Below are 22,049 nucleotides of genomic sequence, written 5' to 3' on the forward strand. Positions count from 1 at the left end.
CCCAACGCTTTCCCAACATCCCCCCTGCTTGTTCAGCCAAGCGCTCGCACACCGCTGCGTTGACGTCACCCTCAAGTCTTGTCCCAGCTTCCCACGACAGACAGTCGCCTGTGGATGCTCTAATTTTTGCGGCGTGTGGGAAGCACGGCGAATGGGAAGTTTCGTGTGTGTCATAGGATCGCAGCCCTTTATTGCTGCGGCTCCAATCATACCTGCGCCCGGATCCCGTTCTGTCTTCGAGTTTCGAAGCCCCTCCGTATTTATCGTGCGAAACACTGTTTGCGACACCGTGCCCCGGAGTCGTCAACCCTCTCCGAAATGAAAAACAGCAGGTTATTCGATGCACTTCAGCGAATTGATGGCAGTTCTTTCCACGCACCCGATCCGTCTTCAACAGGAAGAAGATGATCTGGTGATTCTCGGAGACGACGAGGGGCTGGACAGTGCCACTCTTGAAAGCCTGAGCGTGCACAAGGCAGAACTGCTGACGCTGGTAGCTCGAATGGGCGGTGACTGGCTCAGTCCGGCGTTTCGCATTACCACGGACATGCTGCCGCTGGCCAATCTGAGCCAAGAGGCGATTGACAGAATCGTCGATGCGATACCGGGCGGGGCTGGCAATGTGCAGGACATCTATCCGCTGGCGCCTCTGCAGGAAGGGATTCTCTATCATCACCTGGCGGCCGGGCAGGGCGACCCGTATGTATTGCGGGCGTTGTTCGGGGCCGAGAGCCGCGAACGTCTCGACGACTTCGCCCAGGCACTGCAGGCGGTGATCGAACGCCATGACATCCTGCGCACGGCGATGGTTTGGGAAGGCCTAGACGAACCGGTGCAAGTGGTGTTGCGCGATGCGGCGCTGGCCGTGGATGAACTGACGCTGGACGTGGCTGACGGCGACATCGAAACCCAGTTGCACGAACGCTATGATTCCCGGCAGTTCCGCCTCGATTTACGCCAGGCCCCGTTGATGCGCATGGTCTGTGCTGAAGATCCGGCCAACGCTCGCTGGGTCGCTATCCTGCTGTTCCACCACATTGCCATTGACCACGCCGCGCTTGAGCTGGTGAAACACGAGATGCAGGCCTTTCTGCTCGGCGAAGGCCATGCCTTGCCCGAAGCAGTGCCGTATCGCAACTACGTGGCACAGGTTCGGCTGGGTGTCGGGGCTGATGCTCATGAAGGTTTTTTCCGCGAGATGCTGGCCGACATCGACGAGCCGACGCTGCCGTTCGGCGTGGTCGAAACGCTGGGCAGCGAGCAACTGATCGAAGATGTGCACCTGCCCGTCGATGAAGCGTTGAGCGCGCGCCTGCGCACACAGGCCCGGCAGCTTGGGGTCAGTGCCGCGAGCCTGCATCACCTCGCCTGGGCGCGGGTGGTGGGTGCACTGTCGGGCAAATCGGATGTGGTTTTCGGCACAGTGCTGATGGGCCGGATGCAGGGCGGCGACGGTGCCGATCGGGCACTGGGCATGTTCATCAACACCTTGCCGTTGCGGGTCAAGCTGGAAGGGCACGCGGTGCGTGAAGGGGTCAGAACCACCCACGCTCGACTGACTGCCTTGCTCGGTCATGAACATGCGTCCCTGGCCCAGGCCCAGCGTTGCAGCGGCGTGGCCGCACCGGCGCCGTTGTTCAATTCGCTGCTCAATTACCGTCACAGTGCCAGCGAATCGGTGGCTTCGGCCGAAGCGCTCCAGGCCTGGAATGGCTTGCAGAGCCTGGGCAGCGAGGAGCAGAGCACTTACCCGATCACTCTGTCGGTGGACGACCTGGGCCAGGGCTTCAGCCTGACGGTTCAGGCCCTGGCGCAGATCGGTGCACAGCGCATCGGCGAGTACATGTTGACGGCACTCGGCGCGCTGGTAGAGGCGCTGGAGCAGCAGCCGCAAACCCCTTTGCAGCGTCTGCAAGTCCTCTCTTCAGCCGAACGCCAGCAAGTGCTGCATGACTTCAATGACACGGCACGCGACTACCCACGCAACAGCAGCCTGCAGGAACTTTTCGAACAGCAAGTGGCGGCGCAGCCTGATGCACTTGCTGCTGTACAGAATGACCAGTGCCTGACCTACCGGGAATTGAACGGTCGCGCCAACGCGCTGGCTCGTCACCTGGTCGACCTCGGCGTGCAACCGGGCGAGCGGGTGGCATTGCTGCTGGAGCGTTCCCTCGATCTGCTGGCCGGTCAGTTGGCGATTATCAAATGCGGGGCGGCATACGTGCCGCTGGACATCAACGCTCCCGCCGAGCGTCAGGCATTCATGCTGCAAGACTGCGGCGCGCGGCAGGTGTTGACGCTGGCTCGCCACGACCTGCCTGAAGGCATCCAGCGGATTGACCTCGACCTGCTGCAACTGCCAAGCGATGCGCACAACCCGGCATCATCAGCGTCCGCCGAATCGGTGGCCTACATCATGTACACCTCCGGTTCCACCGGTATGCCCAAAGGCGTATTGGTGCCGCACCGTGCTGTCAGCCGCCTCGTCATCAACAACGGTTACGCTGACTTCAATGCACAGGATCGTGTGGCGTTCGCCTCAAACCCGGCGTTCGACGCCAGCACCCTGGATGTCTGGGCGCCACTGCTCAATGGCGGCTGCGTGGTTGTGGTGGAGCAGTCGGTGTTGCTGTCTCTGGACGAGCTCCGCGCGCTGCTGTTGTCCCAGTCGGTCAGCGTGCTGTGGATGACCGCGGGCCTGTTCCATCAGTATGCCGACGGCCTGATGGAGGCCTTCGCGAAATTGCGCTACCTGATCGTCGGTGGTGATGTGCTGGACCCGGCGGTGATCGCCCGGGTATTGAAACAAGGCGCTCCGCGACACTTGCTCAACGGCTACGGCCCGACCGAAGCGACGACCTTTTCCACGACCCATGAGATCACCTCGGTCGGCACCGGCGGTATTCCTGTCGGTCGCCCGATTGGCAACAGCCAGGTTTATGTGCTCGATACCCTGCGCCAACCGGTGGCCGTGGGCGTGGGCGGGGAGCTGTATATCGGCGGGCAGGGCGTGGCCAAGGGTTACCTGAACCGTCCTGAGCTGAACGCCACACAGTTTGTCGACAATCCTTTCAGCGACGACGCTGGAGCCCTGTTGTACCGCACGGGTGACCTCGGCCGCTGGAACGCAGACGGGGTTATCGAGTATCTGGGCCGTAACGATGACCAGGTGAAAATCCGTGGTTTCCGTATCGAACTGGGTGAAATCGAAGCATGTCTGGCCGAATGCTCTGGCGTCAGGGAGGCCGTGGTGTTGGCCCGCCAGGACGAACCTGGGCAAAAGCGCCTGGTGGCATACGTGGTCGGCGAAGACAACAGCGCCTTGTCAGCGGTCGAACTGCGCCGCGAACTGGCGGCTTCTCTGGCCGAATACATGGTGCCAAGCGCCTTTATGGTGCTGGATTCTTTCCCGCTGACCGCCAACGGCAAGCTGGATCGCCGGGCCTTGCCGGCACCGGACGCTGACGCCTATGCCAGCCGTGAATTCGAGGCACCCGAGGGGGAAGTGGAAATCACCTTGGCGCGCTTGTGGTCCGAATTGCTCAACGTTGAACGCGTCGGCCGCCACGATCACTTCTTTGAGCTCGGCGGGCATTCGCTACTGGCCGTCAGCCTGATCGAACGCATGCGTCAGGCGGGCCTGAGCGCCGATGTACGCGTGCTGTTCAGCCAGCCCACGCTGGCCGCACTGGCCGCAGCCGTCGGCGCAGGCCATGACATCAAGGTACCGGCCAACCTGATAGACAAAGGCTGCGAGCGCATCACCCCGGAGCTGTTGCCACTGGCGAATCTGACCCAGGTGCAGATCGACCAGGTGGTCGCTACCGTACCCGGCGGCGTGGCAAATGTTCAGGATATCTACGCGCTGGCACCGTTGCAGGAAGGCATTCTCTATCACCACATGGCAGCCGAGCAGGGCGACCCCTATGTGCTGCAGAGCCAGTTTGCCTTTGATGACCGCGAGCGCCTGGACGCCTTCGTTCAAGCCTTGCAGATGGTTATCGACCGGCATGACATTCTGCGTACCGGTGTGGTCTGGAACGGTCTGGACTCACCCGTGCAGGTGGTCTGGCGTGAAGCGAAATTGCACCTTGAGGGGCTTGAACTTGACCCGGCTGACGGTGAGATTGGCGCGCAACTGCATAGCCGCTTCGATCCGCGTCACTACTGCCTCGATATGACTCAAGCGCCACTGATGCGCTTGGTCCATGCCGAGGACCCGCTCAACCAGCGAATTATCGCGATGCTGCTGTTCCACCATATGGCCCTGGACCATATGGCCATGGAAGTGGTGCAGCATGAAATGCAGGCCTGGCTGTTGGGCGAGGCAGAATCCTTGTCGGCGCCGGTGCCCTATCGCAATTACCTGGCTCAGGCGCGTCTGGGGGTCAGCCAGGCGGATCATGAAGTGTTTTTCCGCGACATGCTGGGCGATATCGACGAACCGACGCTGCCTTTCGGCCTGCAGGATGTGCAGGGCGATGGCCGTGATATCGAAGAAGCCGCTCTTGTCGTGGACAGCCAGTTGAACCTGCGACTGCGTGCTCAGGCCCGACAACAGGGTGTGAGTGCCGCGAGTCTGGTGCATCTGGCGTGGGCTCAGGTGCTGGGCAAGGTTTCCGATCGTCGCGATGTGGTGTTCGGTACTGTACTGCTGGGCCGTATGCAGGCCGGCGAGGGCGCTGACAGGGCGCTGGGAATGTTCATCAATACCTTGCCGCTGCGGGTCGCCGTAGGCGGGCAAGGGGTACGCGCCGGGGTCAAGGCAACACACGCGCAACTTACCGCGTTGCTCGCTCACGAACATGCCTCACTGGCGTTGGCCCAGCGGTGCAGCGGTGTAGCCGCACCAACGCCACTGTTCAGCGCACTGCTCAATTACCGCCACAGCGCGGTGGGCAGCGCTGCAGAACAAACTGCCAAGGCCTGGCAGGGTATTCAAGCCCTGAACAGTGAAGAACGCACCAACTATCCATTGACCTTGAACGTCGATGACCTTGGTGACGGCTTCAAACTGACCGCGCTGGCGGCGAGCACGGTCGGTGCGCAGCGTGTGTGTGGCTACATGCACACGGCGCTGGAACAACTGGTGGACGCGCTTGAGTTAATGCCACAAGCGTCGTTGCAAAGTCTGTCGATTCTGCCAGCTGTCGAGCGTGATCATTTGCTGGTGGATTTCAATGACACCGCGCTGGATTACCCGCAGCAGCAGACCATTCACGGGCTGTTTGAAGCACAGGTCGAGCTTACGCCGCAGGCTCTTGCGGTCGTCCACGGCGAACAGCGCCTGACGTATCGCGAGCTTAACGAGCAGGCCAACCGCCTGGCCCATGCCTTGCGCAAGCAGGGCGTTCAGCCGGATTCGCGGGTAGGCATTTGTGTAGAACGCGGCGTGGAGATGGTCATCGGCTTGTTGGCGATCCTCAAGGCGGGCGGCGGTTACGTGCCACTCGACCCGGCTTATCCAGCGGAACGTATCGCTTACATGTTGCAGGACAGCGCTCCGGCCGCAGTGCTGGCGCAAACCGCGACTCAGGGCTTGCTGGCCGACGCTTCAGTACCTGTCATCAATCTTGATCTGAGCGATTGGCAGGACCAATCCGTCCAGAATCCGCAGGTACAGGGGCTGACTTCGGCGCACTTGGCCTACCTGATCTACACCTCGGGTTCCACCGGCCTGCCGAAAGGCGTGATGATCGAACACCGCAATACTGTGAACTTCCTCAGTTGGGCGCACACGGCTTTTGACGGCTCTGCACTGGAAAAAACACTGTTTTCCACCTCGCTGAACTTCGACCTCGCGGTCTACGAGTGTTTTGCACCGCTGACCTCGGGCGGCAGCATCGAAGTCGTCAATTGGCGATCCTCAAGGCGGGCGGCGGTTACGTGCCGCTGGACCCGGCGTATCCGGTAGAACGAATTGCCTACATGTTGCAGGACAGCGCACCTGCTGCCGTGCTCGCGCAGTCGGCAACTGAAGCGCTGCTGGCCGACGTTGCAGTACCTGTCATCAATCTTGATCTGAGCGATTGGCAGGACCAATCCGTCCAGAATCCGCAGGTGCCTGAGCTGACCTCGGCGCACTTGGCGTATCTGATCTACACCTCGGGCTCCACAGGTCTGCCGAAAGGCGTGATGATCGAACACCGCAACACCGTTAACTTCCTGACCTGGGCGCATAGTGCTTTCGACGCCTCTGCGCTGGAAAAAACGCTGTTCTCCACCTCGCTGAACTTCGACCTCGCGGTCTACGAGTGTTTTGCACCGCTGACCTCGGGCGGCAGCATCGAAGTCGTCAAAAACGTGCTGGAACTGCAACACGGCGAGCACGATATCGGCCTGATCAACACCGTACCATCGGCGCTCAAGGCCTTGCTGGAAGTCGATGGACTGCCGAAATCGGTCCATACAGTCAACGTCGCCGGTGAAGCGCTGAAACGCAGCCTCGTGGAAAACCTGTTCGAAAAAACCGGCGTGCAGCGCCTGTGCAACCTCTACGGCCCATCCGAAACCACCACCTATTCAAGCTGGGTGGCTATGGATCGTGAAGATGGCTTCGCAGCTCACATCGGCAAACCGGTCGGCAATACACAGTTTTACCTGCTGGACGAACAGCAACAGCCTGTGCCACTGGGCGTTGCCGGTGAGATCTACATCGGCGGTGCTGGCGTGGCCCGTGGCTACCTGAACCGTGACGACCTGACTGCCGAGCGTTTCCTCAAAGACCCGTTCAGCCAAAACCCAGCGGCACGCATGTACCGTACCGGCGACCTTGGCCGTTATCTGCCAGACGGTAATATCGAATACCTCGGCCGTAACGACGATCAGGTGAAAATCCGCGGCTTCCGTATCGAACTGGGCGAGATCGATGCGCGTCTGGCCAAACACCCGGCCGTCCACGAAGCCGTAGTGACAGCCCGCGAAGATGTGCCGGGCGACAAGCGTCTGGTGGCTTATTACACCTTGGCGACCGGAAACACCGTGGTCGACATCGATAACCTGCGCAGGCATTTGCAGGAAAAGCTGCCTGAGTACATGGTGCCGGCCATTTATGTGCGGCTTGAGGCCATGCCGCTGACCCCGAACGGCAAACTCGACCGCAAGGCTTTGCCAGCACCGGACGCCGATGCACTGATCAGCCGTGGCTACGAAGCTCCACAAGGTGAAACCGAAACGCAGATCGCGGCCATCTGGCAAGAGCTGCTGGGCGTTGCCCGGATTGGTCGTCACGACAACTTTTTCGAACTCGGCGGTCACTCGCTGCTGGCAGTCAGCCTGATCGGGCGCATGCGCCAGTTGGGTCTGAGCACCGATATACGCGTGCTGTTCAGTCAGCCGACGTTATCTGCACTGGCTGCCGCAGTCGGCGGTAGCACGGACATCGTGGTGCCAGCCAATCTGATCACCGAGGATTGCCAACGCATTACGCCTGAACTACTGCCACTGGCCAACCTGACCCAGGCACAGATCGACCAAGTGGTTGCCAGCGTGCCGGGCGGCGTGGCGAATGTGCAGGACATCTACCCGTTGGCGCCGTTGCAGGAAGGCATTCTCTATCACCACATCGCCGCCGAGCAGGGCGATCCGTATGTGCTGCAGGCGCATTTCGCCTTTGACGACCACGCGTGTCTGGATGCTTTCGTCCAGGCTTTGCAGGCGGTTATCGATCGTCACGACATTCTGCGCACCGGTGTCGTCTGGAAAGGCCAGGACTCACCCGTCCAAGTGGTCTGGCGCCACGCGCAATTGCCTCTTGAGGCGTTGCAACTCGACCCCGCAGCCGGTGATGTCAGCGCGCAACTGCACAGCCGCTTCGACCCGCGTCACCGCCGCCTGGATGTCACTCAGGCACCGCTGATGCGCCTGGCCTATGCCGAAGATCCGCTGAATCAGCGTATCTGCGCGATGCTGCTGTTCCATCACATGGTCCTCGATAACATGGCGATGGCCGTGGTACAGCATGAAATGCAGGCCTGGCTGTTGGGCGAAGCTCAAAACCTGTCGACACCGGTGCCATACCGCAATTATGTGGCCCAGGCGCGCCTGGGTGTCAGCCAGGCCGAGCACGAAGCGTTTTTCCGCGACATGCTCGGGGATGTGGACGAGCCGACGCTGCCATTCGGCCTGCTGGATGTGCAGGGCGATGGCCTTGATATCGAGGAAGCCAACCTGGCGCTGGCCCCTCGGTTGAACCTGAGACTGCGCGCTCAGGCCCGACAACAGGGCGTGAGCACCGCCAGTCTGGTGCACCTGGCTTGGGCTCAGGTGTTGAGCACGGTTTCCAACAGGCAGGACGTAGTGTTCGGCACCGTGCTGATGGGCCGGATGCAGGCCGGGGAAGGCGCCGAGCGGGCCTTGGGGATGTTCATCAACACCTTGCCGCTGCGGGTTTCAGTGGGCGGAAAGAGCGTGCGTGACGGGGTCAAGGCCACCCATGAGCGTCTGACTGCCTTGCTGGGTCACGAACATGCTTCGCTGGCGCTGGCTCAGCGTTGCAGCGGCATTGCCGCACCGACGCCACTGTTCAGTTCGCTGCTCAACTATCGCCACAGTGCGCCTGGCAGCGTATCCGAGCGGGCTACCCAGGCCTGGCAGGGTATTCATACGCTGAACAGCGAAGAACGCACCAACTATCCATTGACCTTGAACGTCGATGACTCCGGTGAAGGCTTCAACCTGAACGTGCTGGTCAGCAGTACCGTGGGTGCCAAACGGGTCTGCGCTTACATGCAGACCGTGCTGGAGCAGCTGGTGGATGTGCTGGAACAGTCACCGTCCTCGGCCCTCGGCAGCCTGCCGGTCCTGCCTGCTGCCGAGCGTGAGCAGTTGCTGGTGCAGTTCAACGACACCGCGCTGGAGTACCCGCAGCAACAGACCATTCATGGGCTGTTCGAAGCACAAGTCGAGCGCACGCCAGATGATGTGGCCGTAGTGCATGGCGAACAACATCTGACCTATCGCGAGCTTAACGAGCAGGCCAACCGCCTGGCGCATGCCTTGCGCAAGCAGGGCGTGCAGCCGGATTCGCGGGTCGGGATCTGTGTGGAACGCGGTGTGGAGATGGTCGTCGGTTTGCTGGCGATCCTCAAGGCGGGCGGCGGTTATGTGCCGCTCGACCCGGCGTATCCAGCGGAACGTATTGCTTACATGTTGCAGGACAGCGTGCCTGCCGCTGTGTTGGCGCAGTCGGCAACTGAAGCGCTGCTGACCGACGTTTCGGTGCCTGTTATCAATCTTGATCTGAACGATTGGCAGGACGAATCCGTCCAGAATCCGCAGGTGCCGGGGCTGACTTCAGCGCATCTGGCGTACCTGATCTACACCTCGGGTTCAACCGGGCTGCCAAAAGGCGTAATGATCGAACACCGCAACACCGTGAACTTCCTGAGCTGGGCACACACGGCTTTTGACGGGGCAGCACTGGAAAAAACGCTGTTCTCCACTTCGCTGAACTTCGACCTCGCGGTCTACGAGTGCTTTGCACCGCTGACCTCGGGCGGCAGCATCGAAGTCGTCAGGAACGTGCTGGAACTGCAACACGGCGACCACGATATCGGCCTGATCAACACCGTGCCGTCGGCGCTGAAAGCACTGCTGGAAGTTAACGGCCTGCCGGAATCTGTACACACCGTGAACGTGGCGGGTGAAGCACTGAAACGCAGCCTGGTTGAATCGCTGTTCGAAAAAACTGACGTGCAGCGCTTGTGCAACCTCTACGGCCCATCTGAAACCACCACCTACTCAAGCTGGGTGGCGATGGATCGCGAAGACGGCTTCGCTCCACACATCGGCAAACCGGTCGGCAATACACAGTTCTACCTGCTGAATGAACAGCAACAGCCTGTGCCACTGGGCGTTGCCGGTGAAATCTACATCGGCGGTGATGGCGTGGCGCGCGGTTATCTGAACCGTGACGACCTGACTGCCGAACGTTTCCTCAAAGACCCGTTCAGTCAACAGCCTGCGGCACGCATGTACCGCACCGGCGACCTCGGTCGCTACCTGCCAGACGGCAATATCGAATACCTGGGCCGTAACGACGATCAGGTGAAAATCCGCGGCTTCCGTATCGAATTGGGCGAGATCGATGCACGCCTAGCCAAACACCCGGCGATCCACGAAGCCGTAGTGACTGCCCGAGAAGACATTCCCGGCGACAAGCGTCTGGTGGCCTATTACACCCTGAATGCAGGGCAGTCTTCGGTGGACATCGATAGCCTGCGCGGCTGGCTGCAGGAGCAACTGCCGGCCCACATGATCCCGGCGGCCTATGTGCTGCTCGACGCAATGCCGCTGACCCCGAACGGCAAACTCGACCGCAAGGCCCTGCCAGCACCGGACGGTGATGCACTGATCCGTGGCGGCTACGAGGAGCCACAAGGCACAGCAGAAATCACTCTGGCGAAAATCTGGAGCGACTTGCTCAAGATCGAACGTGTCGGTCGCCACGACCATTTCTTTGAACTGGGCGGGCATTCATTGCTGGCGGTAAGCCTGATCGAACGTATGCGCCAGGCCGGCCTGAGCGCCAACGTGCGTACGCTGTTCAGCCAGCCGACCCTTGCGGCACTGGCGGCAGCGGCAGGCGCGGTCGACGATCTGGTTATTCCGGCCAACGGCATTCCTGCGGACTGCCGTAGAATCACTCCGGACATGCTGCCGTTGATCGACCTGAGTCAGGAGCAGATCGACCAGGTGACGGCCTGCGTGCCCGGCGGCGCAGCGAACGTGCAGGACATCTATCCGTTAGCGCCGTTGCAGGAAGGCATTCTCTACCACCACATCAGCGCCGAACGGGGCGACCCCTATGTGTTGCAGGCGCAGTTTGCCTTTGACAGCCGCGCACACGTTGACACCTTCGCCAAAGCGCTGCAAATGGTCATCGACCGCCATGACATTCTGCGCACCTCCATGCACTGGGAAAGCCTTGATGAACCGTTGCAGGTGGTCTGGCGCCAGGTCGAGCTAGGCGTCGAAGAAGTTCAACTCAACCCCAGGCTAGGTGATGTAACCCGTCAGTTGCAGGAGCGCCTTGACCCACGCCAGATACGCCTGGACATCCGTCAGGCACCCTTGATGCGCATGGTGTGTGCTTTGGACACCGTTAACCAGCGCTGGGTGGCGATCTTGATGTTCCACCACATGATCCTCGACCACACCGCGCTGGATCAGGTGAAGCATGAAATGCAGGCCTGCCTGCTCGGTCAGGCCGAGCAACTTGGCGACTCCATTCCCTACCGCAATTATGTCGCTCAAGCCCGACAAGGCCTGAACGAGCAGGATCACGAGCAGTTCTTCCAGGACATGCTCGGCGACATCGACGAGCCGACGCTGCCGTTCGGGCTGCACGATGTGCAAGGCGACGGCAGCGCGCTCGATCATGCCCGTCTGCAGCTGGACGGCGCGCTGGACCAACGCCTGAGAGTTCAGGCGCGGCAGCTCGGGGTCAGCGCGGCAAGCCTGATCCACCTGGCATTTGCGCAAATGCTGGGTCGTCTCAGCGGACGTGAACAGGTGGTGTTCGGCACCATCCTGATGGGTCGGATGCAGAGCGGTCAGGGTGCCGAGCGAGCCCTTGGCATGTTCATCAATACCCTGCCGCTGCGCGTGGACCTGGGCGAGCAGGACGTGCGTGAAGGAGTCAAGGCCACGCATCGGCGCTTGACCGGCTTACTCGGCCACGAGCATGCGTCCCTGGCGCTGGCCCAGCGTTGCAGTGGCGTGGTCGCACCGACGCCGCTGTTCAGCGCCTTGCTCAATTATCGACATAGCAACGTTGCCGTAACCGATGAGGCACTGACGGCGTGGAGTGGCATGCAGTCGTTGGGGATGGCCGATGAAGAACGCACCAACTACCCACTGACCGTCAACGTCGACGATACAGGTGAAGGTTTTCTGTTCACCTCGCTGGTCACGGCGAGCATCGGCGCGCAGCGTGTGTGTGACTATTTGCAACTGGCCGTAGAGGGGCTGATCGATGCGCTGGAACAGGCACCGCAAACCCCGCTGCATGCTATTTCAATATTGCCGCTCAGCGAGCGTAAGCAGTTGCTCGAACAGTGGAACGAGCCCGGCAACACCTATGCACACGAAACACCGATCCACCAGCAATTCGAAGCCCGCGCTACAGAACGACCAGACGCCGTGGCGCTGGTATTCGAAGATCAAACCCTGAGCTACGGCGAACTCAACGCCCGCGCCAACCAGGTCGCGCATCGCTTGCTCGCGCTGGGTGTGCTCCCTGATGATCGCGTGGCGATCTGCGTCGAGCGTGGCCCGGCGATGATTATCGGCTTGCTGGGCATCCTCAAATCCGGTGCCGGTTATGTACCGTTGGACCCGGCTTACCCGCTAGAACGCCTGGCCTATACCCTCGGCGACAGCACGCCGGTCGCACTGTTGAGCCAGCAGACCGTGCAGCAAGCCTTGCCAGTGACGGAACTGCCAATCATCAGTCTTGACGATGCCGACTTGCAGGACGAATCCGTGTGCAATCCGCAGGTAGCGGTCAAGTCCAGCGACCTGGCCTATGTGATCTATACCTCCGGCTCCACCGGTCTGCCCAAGGGCGTAATGGTCGAGCACCGCAACGTTGCACGGCTGTTTTCGGCCACGGAAGAGTGGTTCGGCTTCAACGAGCAGGATGTCTGGGCGCTGTTCCACTCGTTCGCCTTCGACTTCTCGGTCTGGGAAATCTGGGGCGCGCTGCTGCACGGCGGACGTCTGTTGATCGTGCCGCAACTGGTCAGCCGCTCGCCGGAAGACTTCTACACATTGCTATGCAGCGCTGGGGTAACGGTACTCAACCAGACGCCGAGCGCGTTCCGGCAACTGATTGCTGCCCAGGGCGAGAACGCGCAGGCGCATTCGCTGCGTCAGGTGATTTTCGGTGGTGAAGCGCTGGAAACGGCGATGCTCAAGCCGTGGTACGCCCGTAACATGAATGCCGGTACACAACTGGTAAACATGTACGGCATTACCGAAACCACGGTGCATGTGACCTATCACCCGTTGCGACCTGAAGACGCACAGCGCGTCGGTGCAAGCCCGATCGGCAAACGCATCCCGGACCTGCAGCTTTATCTGCTCGATGTTCATGGCGAACCGGTGCCGGTAGGCGTGATCGGCGAGTTGTACGTGGGCGGGGCAGGTGTGGCACGGGGCTATCTGAGCCGCGAAGCACTGACGGCAGAGCGCTTTCTTGATAACCCGTTCAGCACTGCGCCGGATTCGCGACTGTATCGCACCGGCGACCTCGGGCGCTGGCTGGCCGATGGCAGCCTGGAATACCTGGGCCGTAACGACGAACAGGTCAAGATTCGCGGTTTCCGTATCGAACTGGGCGAGATCGAAGCACAACTGGCCGCGTGTGACGCTGTACAGGATGCGCTGGTGCTGGTGCGTGAGGACGAGCCCGGTGCCAAGCGTCTGGTGGCCTACGTCATCGGTACGGCGGGACTGGAACCGGACGCTACGCAACTGCGCGAGCAACTGCGCCTGTCGCTGGCCGAGTACATGCTGCCAAGCGCCTTTGTCAGCCTGGAAAGTTTCCCGCTGACCGCCAACGGCAAGCTCGACCGCAAGGCTTTGCCAGCACCCGACCGCTCGGCGGTGGCCAGTCGCGGCTATGAAGCACCTGAAAACGATACCGAGATGGCCATTGCGCGTATCTGGCAAGACCTGCTGCAACTGGAGCAGGTTGGTCGTCATGACAATTTCTTTGAGCTGGGCGGCCACTCGCTGCTGGCCGTGAAACTGATCGAGCGCATGCGCCAGATCGATCTGGTTGCCGATGTGCGCGTGCTGTTCAGCCAGCCGACCCTGTCTGCCCTGGCGGCAGCGGTGGGCGGGAAGGGTGCTGTAGAAGCCCCCGCTAACCTTATTCCCGCCGGCTGTGAGCGCATCACCCCGGACATGCTGCCGCTGGTGTCGCTGAGCCAGGACGATATCGACCGCGTGGTGGCAAGCGTGCCCGGCGGCCTGGCCAACGTGCAGGACATCTATGCCCTGGCACCGTTGCAGGAGGGGATTTTGTATCACCACCTTGCCGCAGTCGAAGGTGACCCGTACCTGCAATATGCACTGTTTGCCTTTGACAGCCTCGAGCGGCTGCACAGTTTCGCTCAGGCCCTGCAAGGCGTGATCGCCCGCCACGATATCCTGCGCACCGCGGTGCTTTGGGAGCGTCTCGACGCACCCGTGCAGGTGGTCTGGCGTGAAGCGACCCTGGGCTTGGATGAGCAGGTGCTGGACCCGACCGAAGGCGACATCACCGAACAACTGATCAAGCGCCTGGACCCTCGTCACACGCGTCTGGACATCCGTCAGGCGCCGATGCTGCGTATCGGCTATGCACAGGACGCGGCGAATAATCGCTGGCTGGGCATGCTGCTGTTCCATCACCTGGTGGACGATGCCACCTCGCTGCGCATTCTCACCAGCGAAATCGAGTCGTACATGCTCGGGCAGCAAGCCTCGCTGCCACCGTCCGTGCCTTATCGCAACTACGTGGCCCAGGCCATGCTCGGTGTCAGCCGTGAAGAGCACGAGGCGTTTTTCCACGACATGCTCGGTGACGTCGATGAACCGACGCTGCCATTCGGCCTGCAGGACGTGCAGGGCGACGGAAGCGGTATCGAGGAAGTACGCCAGGTGGTCGACATCGACCTGAGCCGCCGCCTGCGCGTGCAGGCCCGACAGCTCGGGGTCAGCTCCGCCAGCCTTTATCACCTGGCCTGGGCCCGTGTACTGGGCGCTGCATCCGGCAAGGACGATGTGGTGTTCGGCACCGTATTGCTCGGTCGTCTGCAGGGCGGTGCCGGGTCTGACAGGGCGCTGGGGATGTTCATCAACACCTTGCCGTTGCGTGTCACGCTGGGCGAGCAGGGCGTGCGCAGCGGTCTGAAAGCCACCCACGCACGACTCAGCGGGCTGCTGGCCCATGAGCACGCCTCGCTGGTACTGGCCCAACGTTGCAGTGGTGTACCCGCTTCGACGCCATTGTTCAGCTCGCTGCTCAACTTCCGCCATACCGGTGATCTCGACGCAAGTGACCAGGCGCTGGTCGCCTGGGAAGGCATTCAGGCGCTGCATGGCGAAGAACGCACCAACTACCCGCTGACCTTGTGCGTGGATGATCTGGGCGAAGGTTTCGCCCTGACCGTCATGACCGAAGGGCAGATCGGTGCCAAACGTGTGTGTACCTACATGCACTGTGTGCTGGAAAATCTGGTGCAAGCACTGGAACAGACCCCGGACGCTGCGCTGGGAGCGCTGAATATCCTGCCCGCGATCGAGCGCCAGCAACTGTTGGAAAGCTGGAACACTCCGCATGCCCTGCAGGCCGACGACACCCTGATTCACCGTACCTTCGAAGCCTGGGTGGTGGCGCAGCCGAATGCCGTGGCCTTGCATTACGAAGACCGCACCCTGACCTATGCCGAGCTGAACACTCGCGCCAATCAGGTGGCCCATTATCTGCTGGGCCTGGGCGTGCAGCCAGATGACCGGGTAGCGATCTGTGTCGAGCGCAGCCTGGAAATGATCGTCGGTCTGCTCGGGGTGCTCAAGGCCGGTGCGGGTTACGTGCCGATTGACCCGGCCTATCCGTCCGAGCGTATCGCCTACCAGGTGCAGGACAGCGCACCGATGGCGGTGCTGGCCGATGCTGCAGGGCTGGCGCTGCTGGGCACGTTCGATGGCCCACGCGTGGATTTGCACAGTCCGGCGTTGCAGGCCCAACCGGGTCACAATCCACAGCTGACCGGGCTCAGCCCGCGCCACCTGGCGTACGTCATCTACACCTCCGGTTCGACCGGCCTGCCCAAGGGCGTAATGGTCGAGCATCGCAACGTGGCCCGTTTGTTCTCGGCCACTCAGAGCTGGTTTGGTTTCAACGAGCAGGATGTCTGGGCGTTATTCCATTCATTCGCCTTCGACTTCTCGGTCTGGGAAATCTGGGGTGCGCTGTTGCACGGTGGGCGTTTGTTGATCGTGCCGCAGTTGGTCAGCCGCTCCCCGCAAGACTGCTACGCGCTGTTGTGCAGCGCCGAAGTGACGGTGCTCAACCAGACCCCGAGCGCGTTCCGCCAGTTGCTCAACGCCCAGGGCGAGAGCGATCAGCGACATTCCTTGCGCCAGGTGATTTTTGGTGGCGAAGCGCTGGACACCGGGATGCTCAAGCCTTGGTACGCCAGGGTGATCAACGCCGGTACGCAATTGGTGAACATGTATGGCATCACCGAAACCACGGTGCATGTGACCTATCAGCCCCTGGTGGCGGCAGATGCGCAGCGTGCGGGCGTGAGTCCTATCGGTGTGCGCATTCCCGATTTGCAGTTGTATGTACTCGATGCACGCCGCGAGCCGGTGCCGGTGGGTGTTGTCGGCGAGTTGTATGTCGGCGGTGCCGGTGTCGCGCGGGGCTACTTGAACCGTGAAGCGCTGACCGCCGAGCGTTTCCTGGCGAACCCGTTCAGCAAGGATCCTCAAGCGCGCCTGTACCGAACCGGCGACCTGGGTCGCTGGATGGCTGACGGCAGTCTCGATTACCTGGGCCGCAACGACGACCAGGTCAAGATCCGTGGCTTCCGTATCGAGCTGGGAGAAATTCAGGCGGTGCTGGCTGCCTGCGATACGGTCCGCGAAGCGCTGGTGCTGGTCCGCGAGGATCAACCGGGTGACAAGCGCCTGGTGGCCTATGTGATCGCCGAGCCGGGCCACGAGATCGTCGCGGCTGACTTGCGTGCGCGGTTGCTGCTGTCTCTGGCCGACTACATGGTGCCCAGTGCTTTTGTGGCACTGGACAGCGTCCCCCTGACCACCAACGGCAAGCTCGACCAAAAGGCATTGCCTGCTCCGGATGCGCAGGCACTGGCAATGCGCGAATACGCGCCGCCAGAGGGCGATGTCGAGATCGCCATCGCGCAGATCTGGCAGTCCCTGCTGCAAGTGCCGCAGGTTGGCCGCCACGATCATTTCTTCGAGCTGGGCGGGCATTCGCTGCTGGCCGTCAAACTGATCGAGCGCATGCGCCAGATCGACCTGTCGGCTGACGTGCGCGTGCTGTTCAACCAGCCGACCCTGGCCGCACTCGCTGCGGCGGTGGGCGGGTACACCGACGTGCAAGTGCCGGATAACCTGATCGTGCCGGGCTGCGAGCGTATTACTCCGGACATGCTGCCGCTGGCTGACCTCGATCAGACAGGGATTGATCGGGTCGTTGCGAGCGTGCCGGGCGGCCTGGCCAACATTCAGGACATCTATGCCCTGGCCCCCTTGCAGGAAGGCATTCTCTATCACCATCTGGCTGCGGATGAAGGTGATCCCTATGTCTTGCAGATGCTCTTCGCGTTCCATGATCGCGAGTGCCTGGCCGGTTTCGCCGCGGCCTTGCAGAGCGTGGTCGAACGCCACGACATCCTGCGCACCAGCGTGGTCTGGGAAGGGCTTGAGCAGCCGGTGCAGGTGGTATGGCGCAACGCGAAACTGAGTCTGGAAGAGGTGGCCATCGATCCGCTCGACGGTGACGTGCTGACACGACTGCGCGAGCGCTTTGACCCACGGCACTATCGCCTGGACATCGGCCAGGCGCCGCTGATGCGCATCGCCTATGCCGAGGACACCACCCACCAGCGTCTGGTCGGCATGTTGCTGTTCCACCATCTGGCGCTGGATCACACCTCTCTGGAAGTGGTAGTGGAGGAAATGCAGGCCAGCCTGCAGGGTCAGATCGAGCAATTGCCGGCCCCCGTGCCTTATCGCAACCATGTGGCACAGGCGCGCCTGGGTATCAGCCAGGCTGAACACGAAGCGTTTTTCCGCGACATGCTCGGCGACATCGACGAACCGACTCTGGCTTACGGCATACAGGACGTGCAGGGCGATGGCAGTGGCATCGAGGAAGTGAATCAGTTACTCGACAGCCAGCTGAGCAGCCGTATACGCAGCATTGCGCGGCAGTTGGGGGTCAGCGCTGCCAGTCTGGCCCACCTGGCATGGGCTCAGGTGGCTGGTTGGGTCTCGGGGCGCGAAGAAGTCGTGTTCGGCACTGTACTGATGGGCAGGATGCAGGGCGGCAACGGTGCCGACCGTGCGTTGGGCATGTTCATCAACACTTTGCCGCTGCGCATCAGCGTCGGTAGCCAGAGCGCTCTGGCGGCGGTCAAGGTCACTCACCAACGCCTGTCGGCACTGCTGGGGCATGAGCATGCTTCGCTGTCGCTGGCCCAGCGCTGCAGCGGCGTGCCGAGTTCGCTGCCGCTGTTCAGCACCTTGCTCAACTACCGCCACAGCAACAACGGTGCGGCCTCGGCCGACACATTGTCAGCCTGGCAGGGCATTCAGACCCTGAGCATGGAGGAACGCACCAACTATCCGTTGTGCCTGAACGTCGATGACCTGGGCGATGACTTCATGCTCACCATTCAGGCCGTCCAGCAAATCAATGCTCAGCGCATCGGCGAGTACATGCAGGTTGCACTGCGCAGCCTCGTGGAAGCACTGGAACACACCCCGCAAGCAGCGCTGAACAGCCTGCCGATACTGCCGGATGACGAGCGCGAGCTGTTGCTGGCGGGTTTCAATGACACTGCCCATCCTTATCCTCGCGACGTGTTGATTCACCAACTGTTCGAACAACAGGCCGCCCAGCGTCCGGGTGCTTGCGCCGTACGCGGCGACAGCGGACCGCTGCTCACCTACGCCGAACTCAACCAACAGGCCAACCAGCTCGCCCATCGCCTGATCGAACTGGGCGTGGAACCGGATACGCGGGTCGCAGTAAGCCTGCGTCGCGGCGCGGAAATGGTCGTGGCGCTCTTGGGTATTCTCAAGGCCGGTGGTGCCTATGTGCCGATTGACCCGGACCTGCCGAGTGCTCGCCAGGCCTATATGCTCAGCGACAGCGCCCCTCGTGCGGTGCTGACCAGCAACGATCTGCTTGCAGATCTGCCAGCCCTAAGCGTTCCGGTGCTGGTGCTCGATTACCGCGATGACCTCGCGCAACTGGCTAAGCAGCCGAGCGGCAACACGGATGCCAAGGTCCTGGGTCTGCAGCCCAATCATCTGGCCTATGTGCTGTACACCTCCGGTTCCACCGGCACGCCCAAAGGCGTGATGAATGAACACTTGGGCGTGGTCAACCGCCTGCTCTGGGCGCGCGACGCCTATAAAGTGAACAGTCAGGATCGGGTACTGCAAAAGACCCCGTTCGGCTTCGACGTGTCGGTCTGGGAGTTTTTCCTGCCGCTGCTGGCCGGTGCCGAACTGGTCATGGCGCGTCCCGGTGGCCATCAGGACCCTGACTATCTGGCGCAGGTCATGAGTGACGCGGGCATTACCCTGCTGCACTTTGTGCCTTCAATGCTCGATGTATTTCTGGAGCACCGCTCAACCCGCGACTTCCCGCAATTGCGTCGAGTGCTGTGCAGCGGCGAAGCCTTGCCGCGCGCGTTGCAGCGCCGCTTCGAGCAACACCTCAAGGGCGTCGAACTGCACAACCTCTATGGCCCTACCGAAGCGGCCATCGACGTTACCGCCTGGGAATGCCGTCCGACAGATCCGGGCGAAAGCGTGCCCATCGGCCGTCCGATTGCCAACATTCAGATGCACGTACTGGATGCCCTGGGCCAGCTGCAACCGCTGGGCGTGGCCGGTGAGCTGCACATTGGCGGCATCGGCGTGGCGCGGGGTTACCTTAACCAGCCGCAGCTGAGTGCCGAGAGTTTCATCGCTGACCCGTTTTCCAGCGATCCGCAGGCCCGCCTGTACAAAACCGGCGACGTGGGTCGCTGGCTGGCCAATGGTGCGCTGGAATACCTGGGCCGTAATGACTTCCAGGTGAAGATCCGCGGCTTGCGTATCGAGATCGGCGAAATCGAAGCCGCTCTGGCCAAACACCCGGCGGTCCATGAAGCCGTGGTCACGGCTCGTGAAGACATACCCGGTGACAAACGTCTGGTGGCTTACTACACGCAGTCTGCCGAGCACACTGCTGTCGATATCGAAACCCTGCGCAGTCACCTGCAGCAGCAGTTGCCTGAATACATGGTTCCGGCCATCTACGTACTGCTCGATACCATGCCATTGACGCCGAACGGCAAGCTGGACCGCAAGGCGCTACCCGCACCGGACGGTGATGCGCTGATCAGCCGTGGCTACGAAGCGCCGCAAGGCGAAATCGAGGAGCAGATCGCGGTTATCTGGCAAGACCTGCTGGGCGTCGCACAGGTCGGGCGTCACGACCACTTCTTCGAACTCGGCGGTCATTCGTTGCTGGCGGTGAGCCTGATCGGGCGTATGCGCCAGTTGGGTCTTCGCGCCGATGTACGCGTGCTGTTCAGCCAGCCGACGCTGGCAGCACTGGCCGCAGCCGTGGGCGGTGGCACCGAGATCGTGGTGCCAGCCAACCTGATCACCGAGGATTGCCAACGCATTACGCCTGAGCTGCTGCCACTGGCGGACCTGACTCAGTCGCAGATCGATCAAGTCGTGGCAACCGTGCCGGGCGGCGTGGCCAATGTGCAGGACATCTACCCGCTGGCGCCGTTGCAGGCAGGTATTCTTTATCACCACCTGGCCGCCGAAATCGGCGACCCCTATGTGTTACAGACGCAGTTCGCCTTTGCTGACGGCGAGCGTCTGAATGCCTTCGTTCAGGCTTTGCAGGCGGTCATCGACCGCCATGACATTCTGCGCACCAGCGTGGTCTGGGACGGTCTGGACTCACCTGTGCAAGTGGTCTGGCGTCAGGCCCGGTTGCACCTGGACGCGCTTGAGTTTGATCCGGCAGACGGCGATATAGGAACACAACTGCACAGCCGCTTTGACCCGCGCCATTACCGTCTGGACATCGGCCAGGCGCCGCTGATGCGCGTGGCCTATGCCGAAGACCCGCTCAACCAGCGCATCTTCGCGATGCTGCTGTTCCACCACATGGCGCTGGACCACGTGGCGCTGGAAGTGGTGAAGCATGAAATGCAGGCCTGGCTGGCGGGCGAGGCAGACAGCCTGGCAGCGTCGGTGCCTGTGCCGTATCGCAACTATGTGGCCCAGGCACGCCTGGGTGTCAGCCAGGCCGATCACGAAGCGTTTTTCCGCGACATGCTCGGCGATATCGACGAGCCGACGCTGCCGTTCGGCCTGCTGGACGTGCAGGGTGAAGGTCGTGACATCGAGGAAGCCAGCCTGGCGCTGGATCCTCAACTCAACCTGCGCCTGCGTGCTCAAGCCCGCCAACAAGGGGTGAGTGCCGCAAGTCTGGTGCACCTGGCCTGGGCTCAGGTGTTGGGCAAGGTATCAAACAAGCAGGATGTGGTCTTCGGTACCGTCCTGATGGGCCGGATGCAGGGGGGCGAAGGTACCGAGCGAGCCTTGGGGATGTTCATCAACACCTTGCCGCTGCGGGTTTCGGTAGGCGAGCAGGGCGTACGCGACGGGGTCAAGGCCACTCATAAGCGCTTGACTGCCTTGCTCGGTCACGAACATGCCTCGCTGGCGTTGGCCCAGCGTTGCAGCGGTGTTGCCGCGCCCGCGCCGCTGTTCAGCGCGCTGCTCAACTATCGCCACAGCGGGGTCGGCAGTGTGTCCGACCAGGCCATGCAGGCATGGCAGGGCATTGCGGTCCTCAGCGGCGAAGAACGCACCAACTACCCATTGACGTTGAACGTCGATGATCTGGCCGATGGGTTCAGCCTGACGGCGTTGGTGGCTTCGTCAATCGGTGCTCAACGTGTGTGCGGCTATATGCACACAGCGCTGGAAAACCTGTTGACGGCACTGGAGCAGACGCCAGAAACGCCGTTGCAAGGTTTGTCGATTCTGCCAGCTGTCGAACGTGATCAGTTGCTGGTGGATTTCAACGACACCGCGCTGGATTACCCGCAGCAGCAGACCATTCACGGGCTGTTCGAAGCACAAGTCGAGCTTACGCCGCAGGCTCTTGCGGTCGTCCACGGCGAACAGCGCCTGACGTATCGCGAGCTTAACGAGCAGGCCAACCGCCTGGCCCATGCCTTGCGCAAGCAGGGCGTTCAGCCGGATTCGCGGGT

The 22,049-nt window shown here is 61.7% G+C and carries 1 pseudogene; it reads left to right on the top strand.

Annotated features, from left to right (window positions below):
• Nucleotides 1-340: 340 nt before the first annotated feature.
• Nucleotides 341-22,049 (top strand): annotated as a pseudogene (locus BT119_RS19075) (amino acid adenylation domain-containing protein); the annotation flags it as partial.

This window comes from Pseudomonas sp. NFACC10-1 (genome assembly GCF_900119195.1).
GTDB lineage: Bacteria > Pseudomonadota > Gammaproteobacteria > Pseudomonadales > Pseudomonadaceae > Aquipseudomonas > Aquipseudomonas cerasi.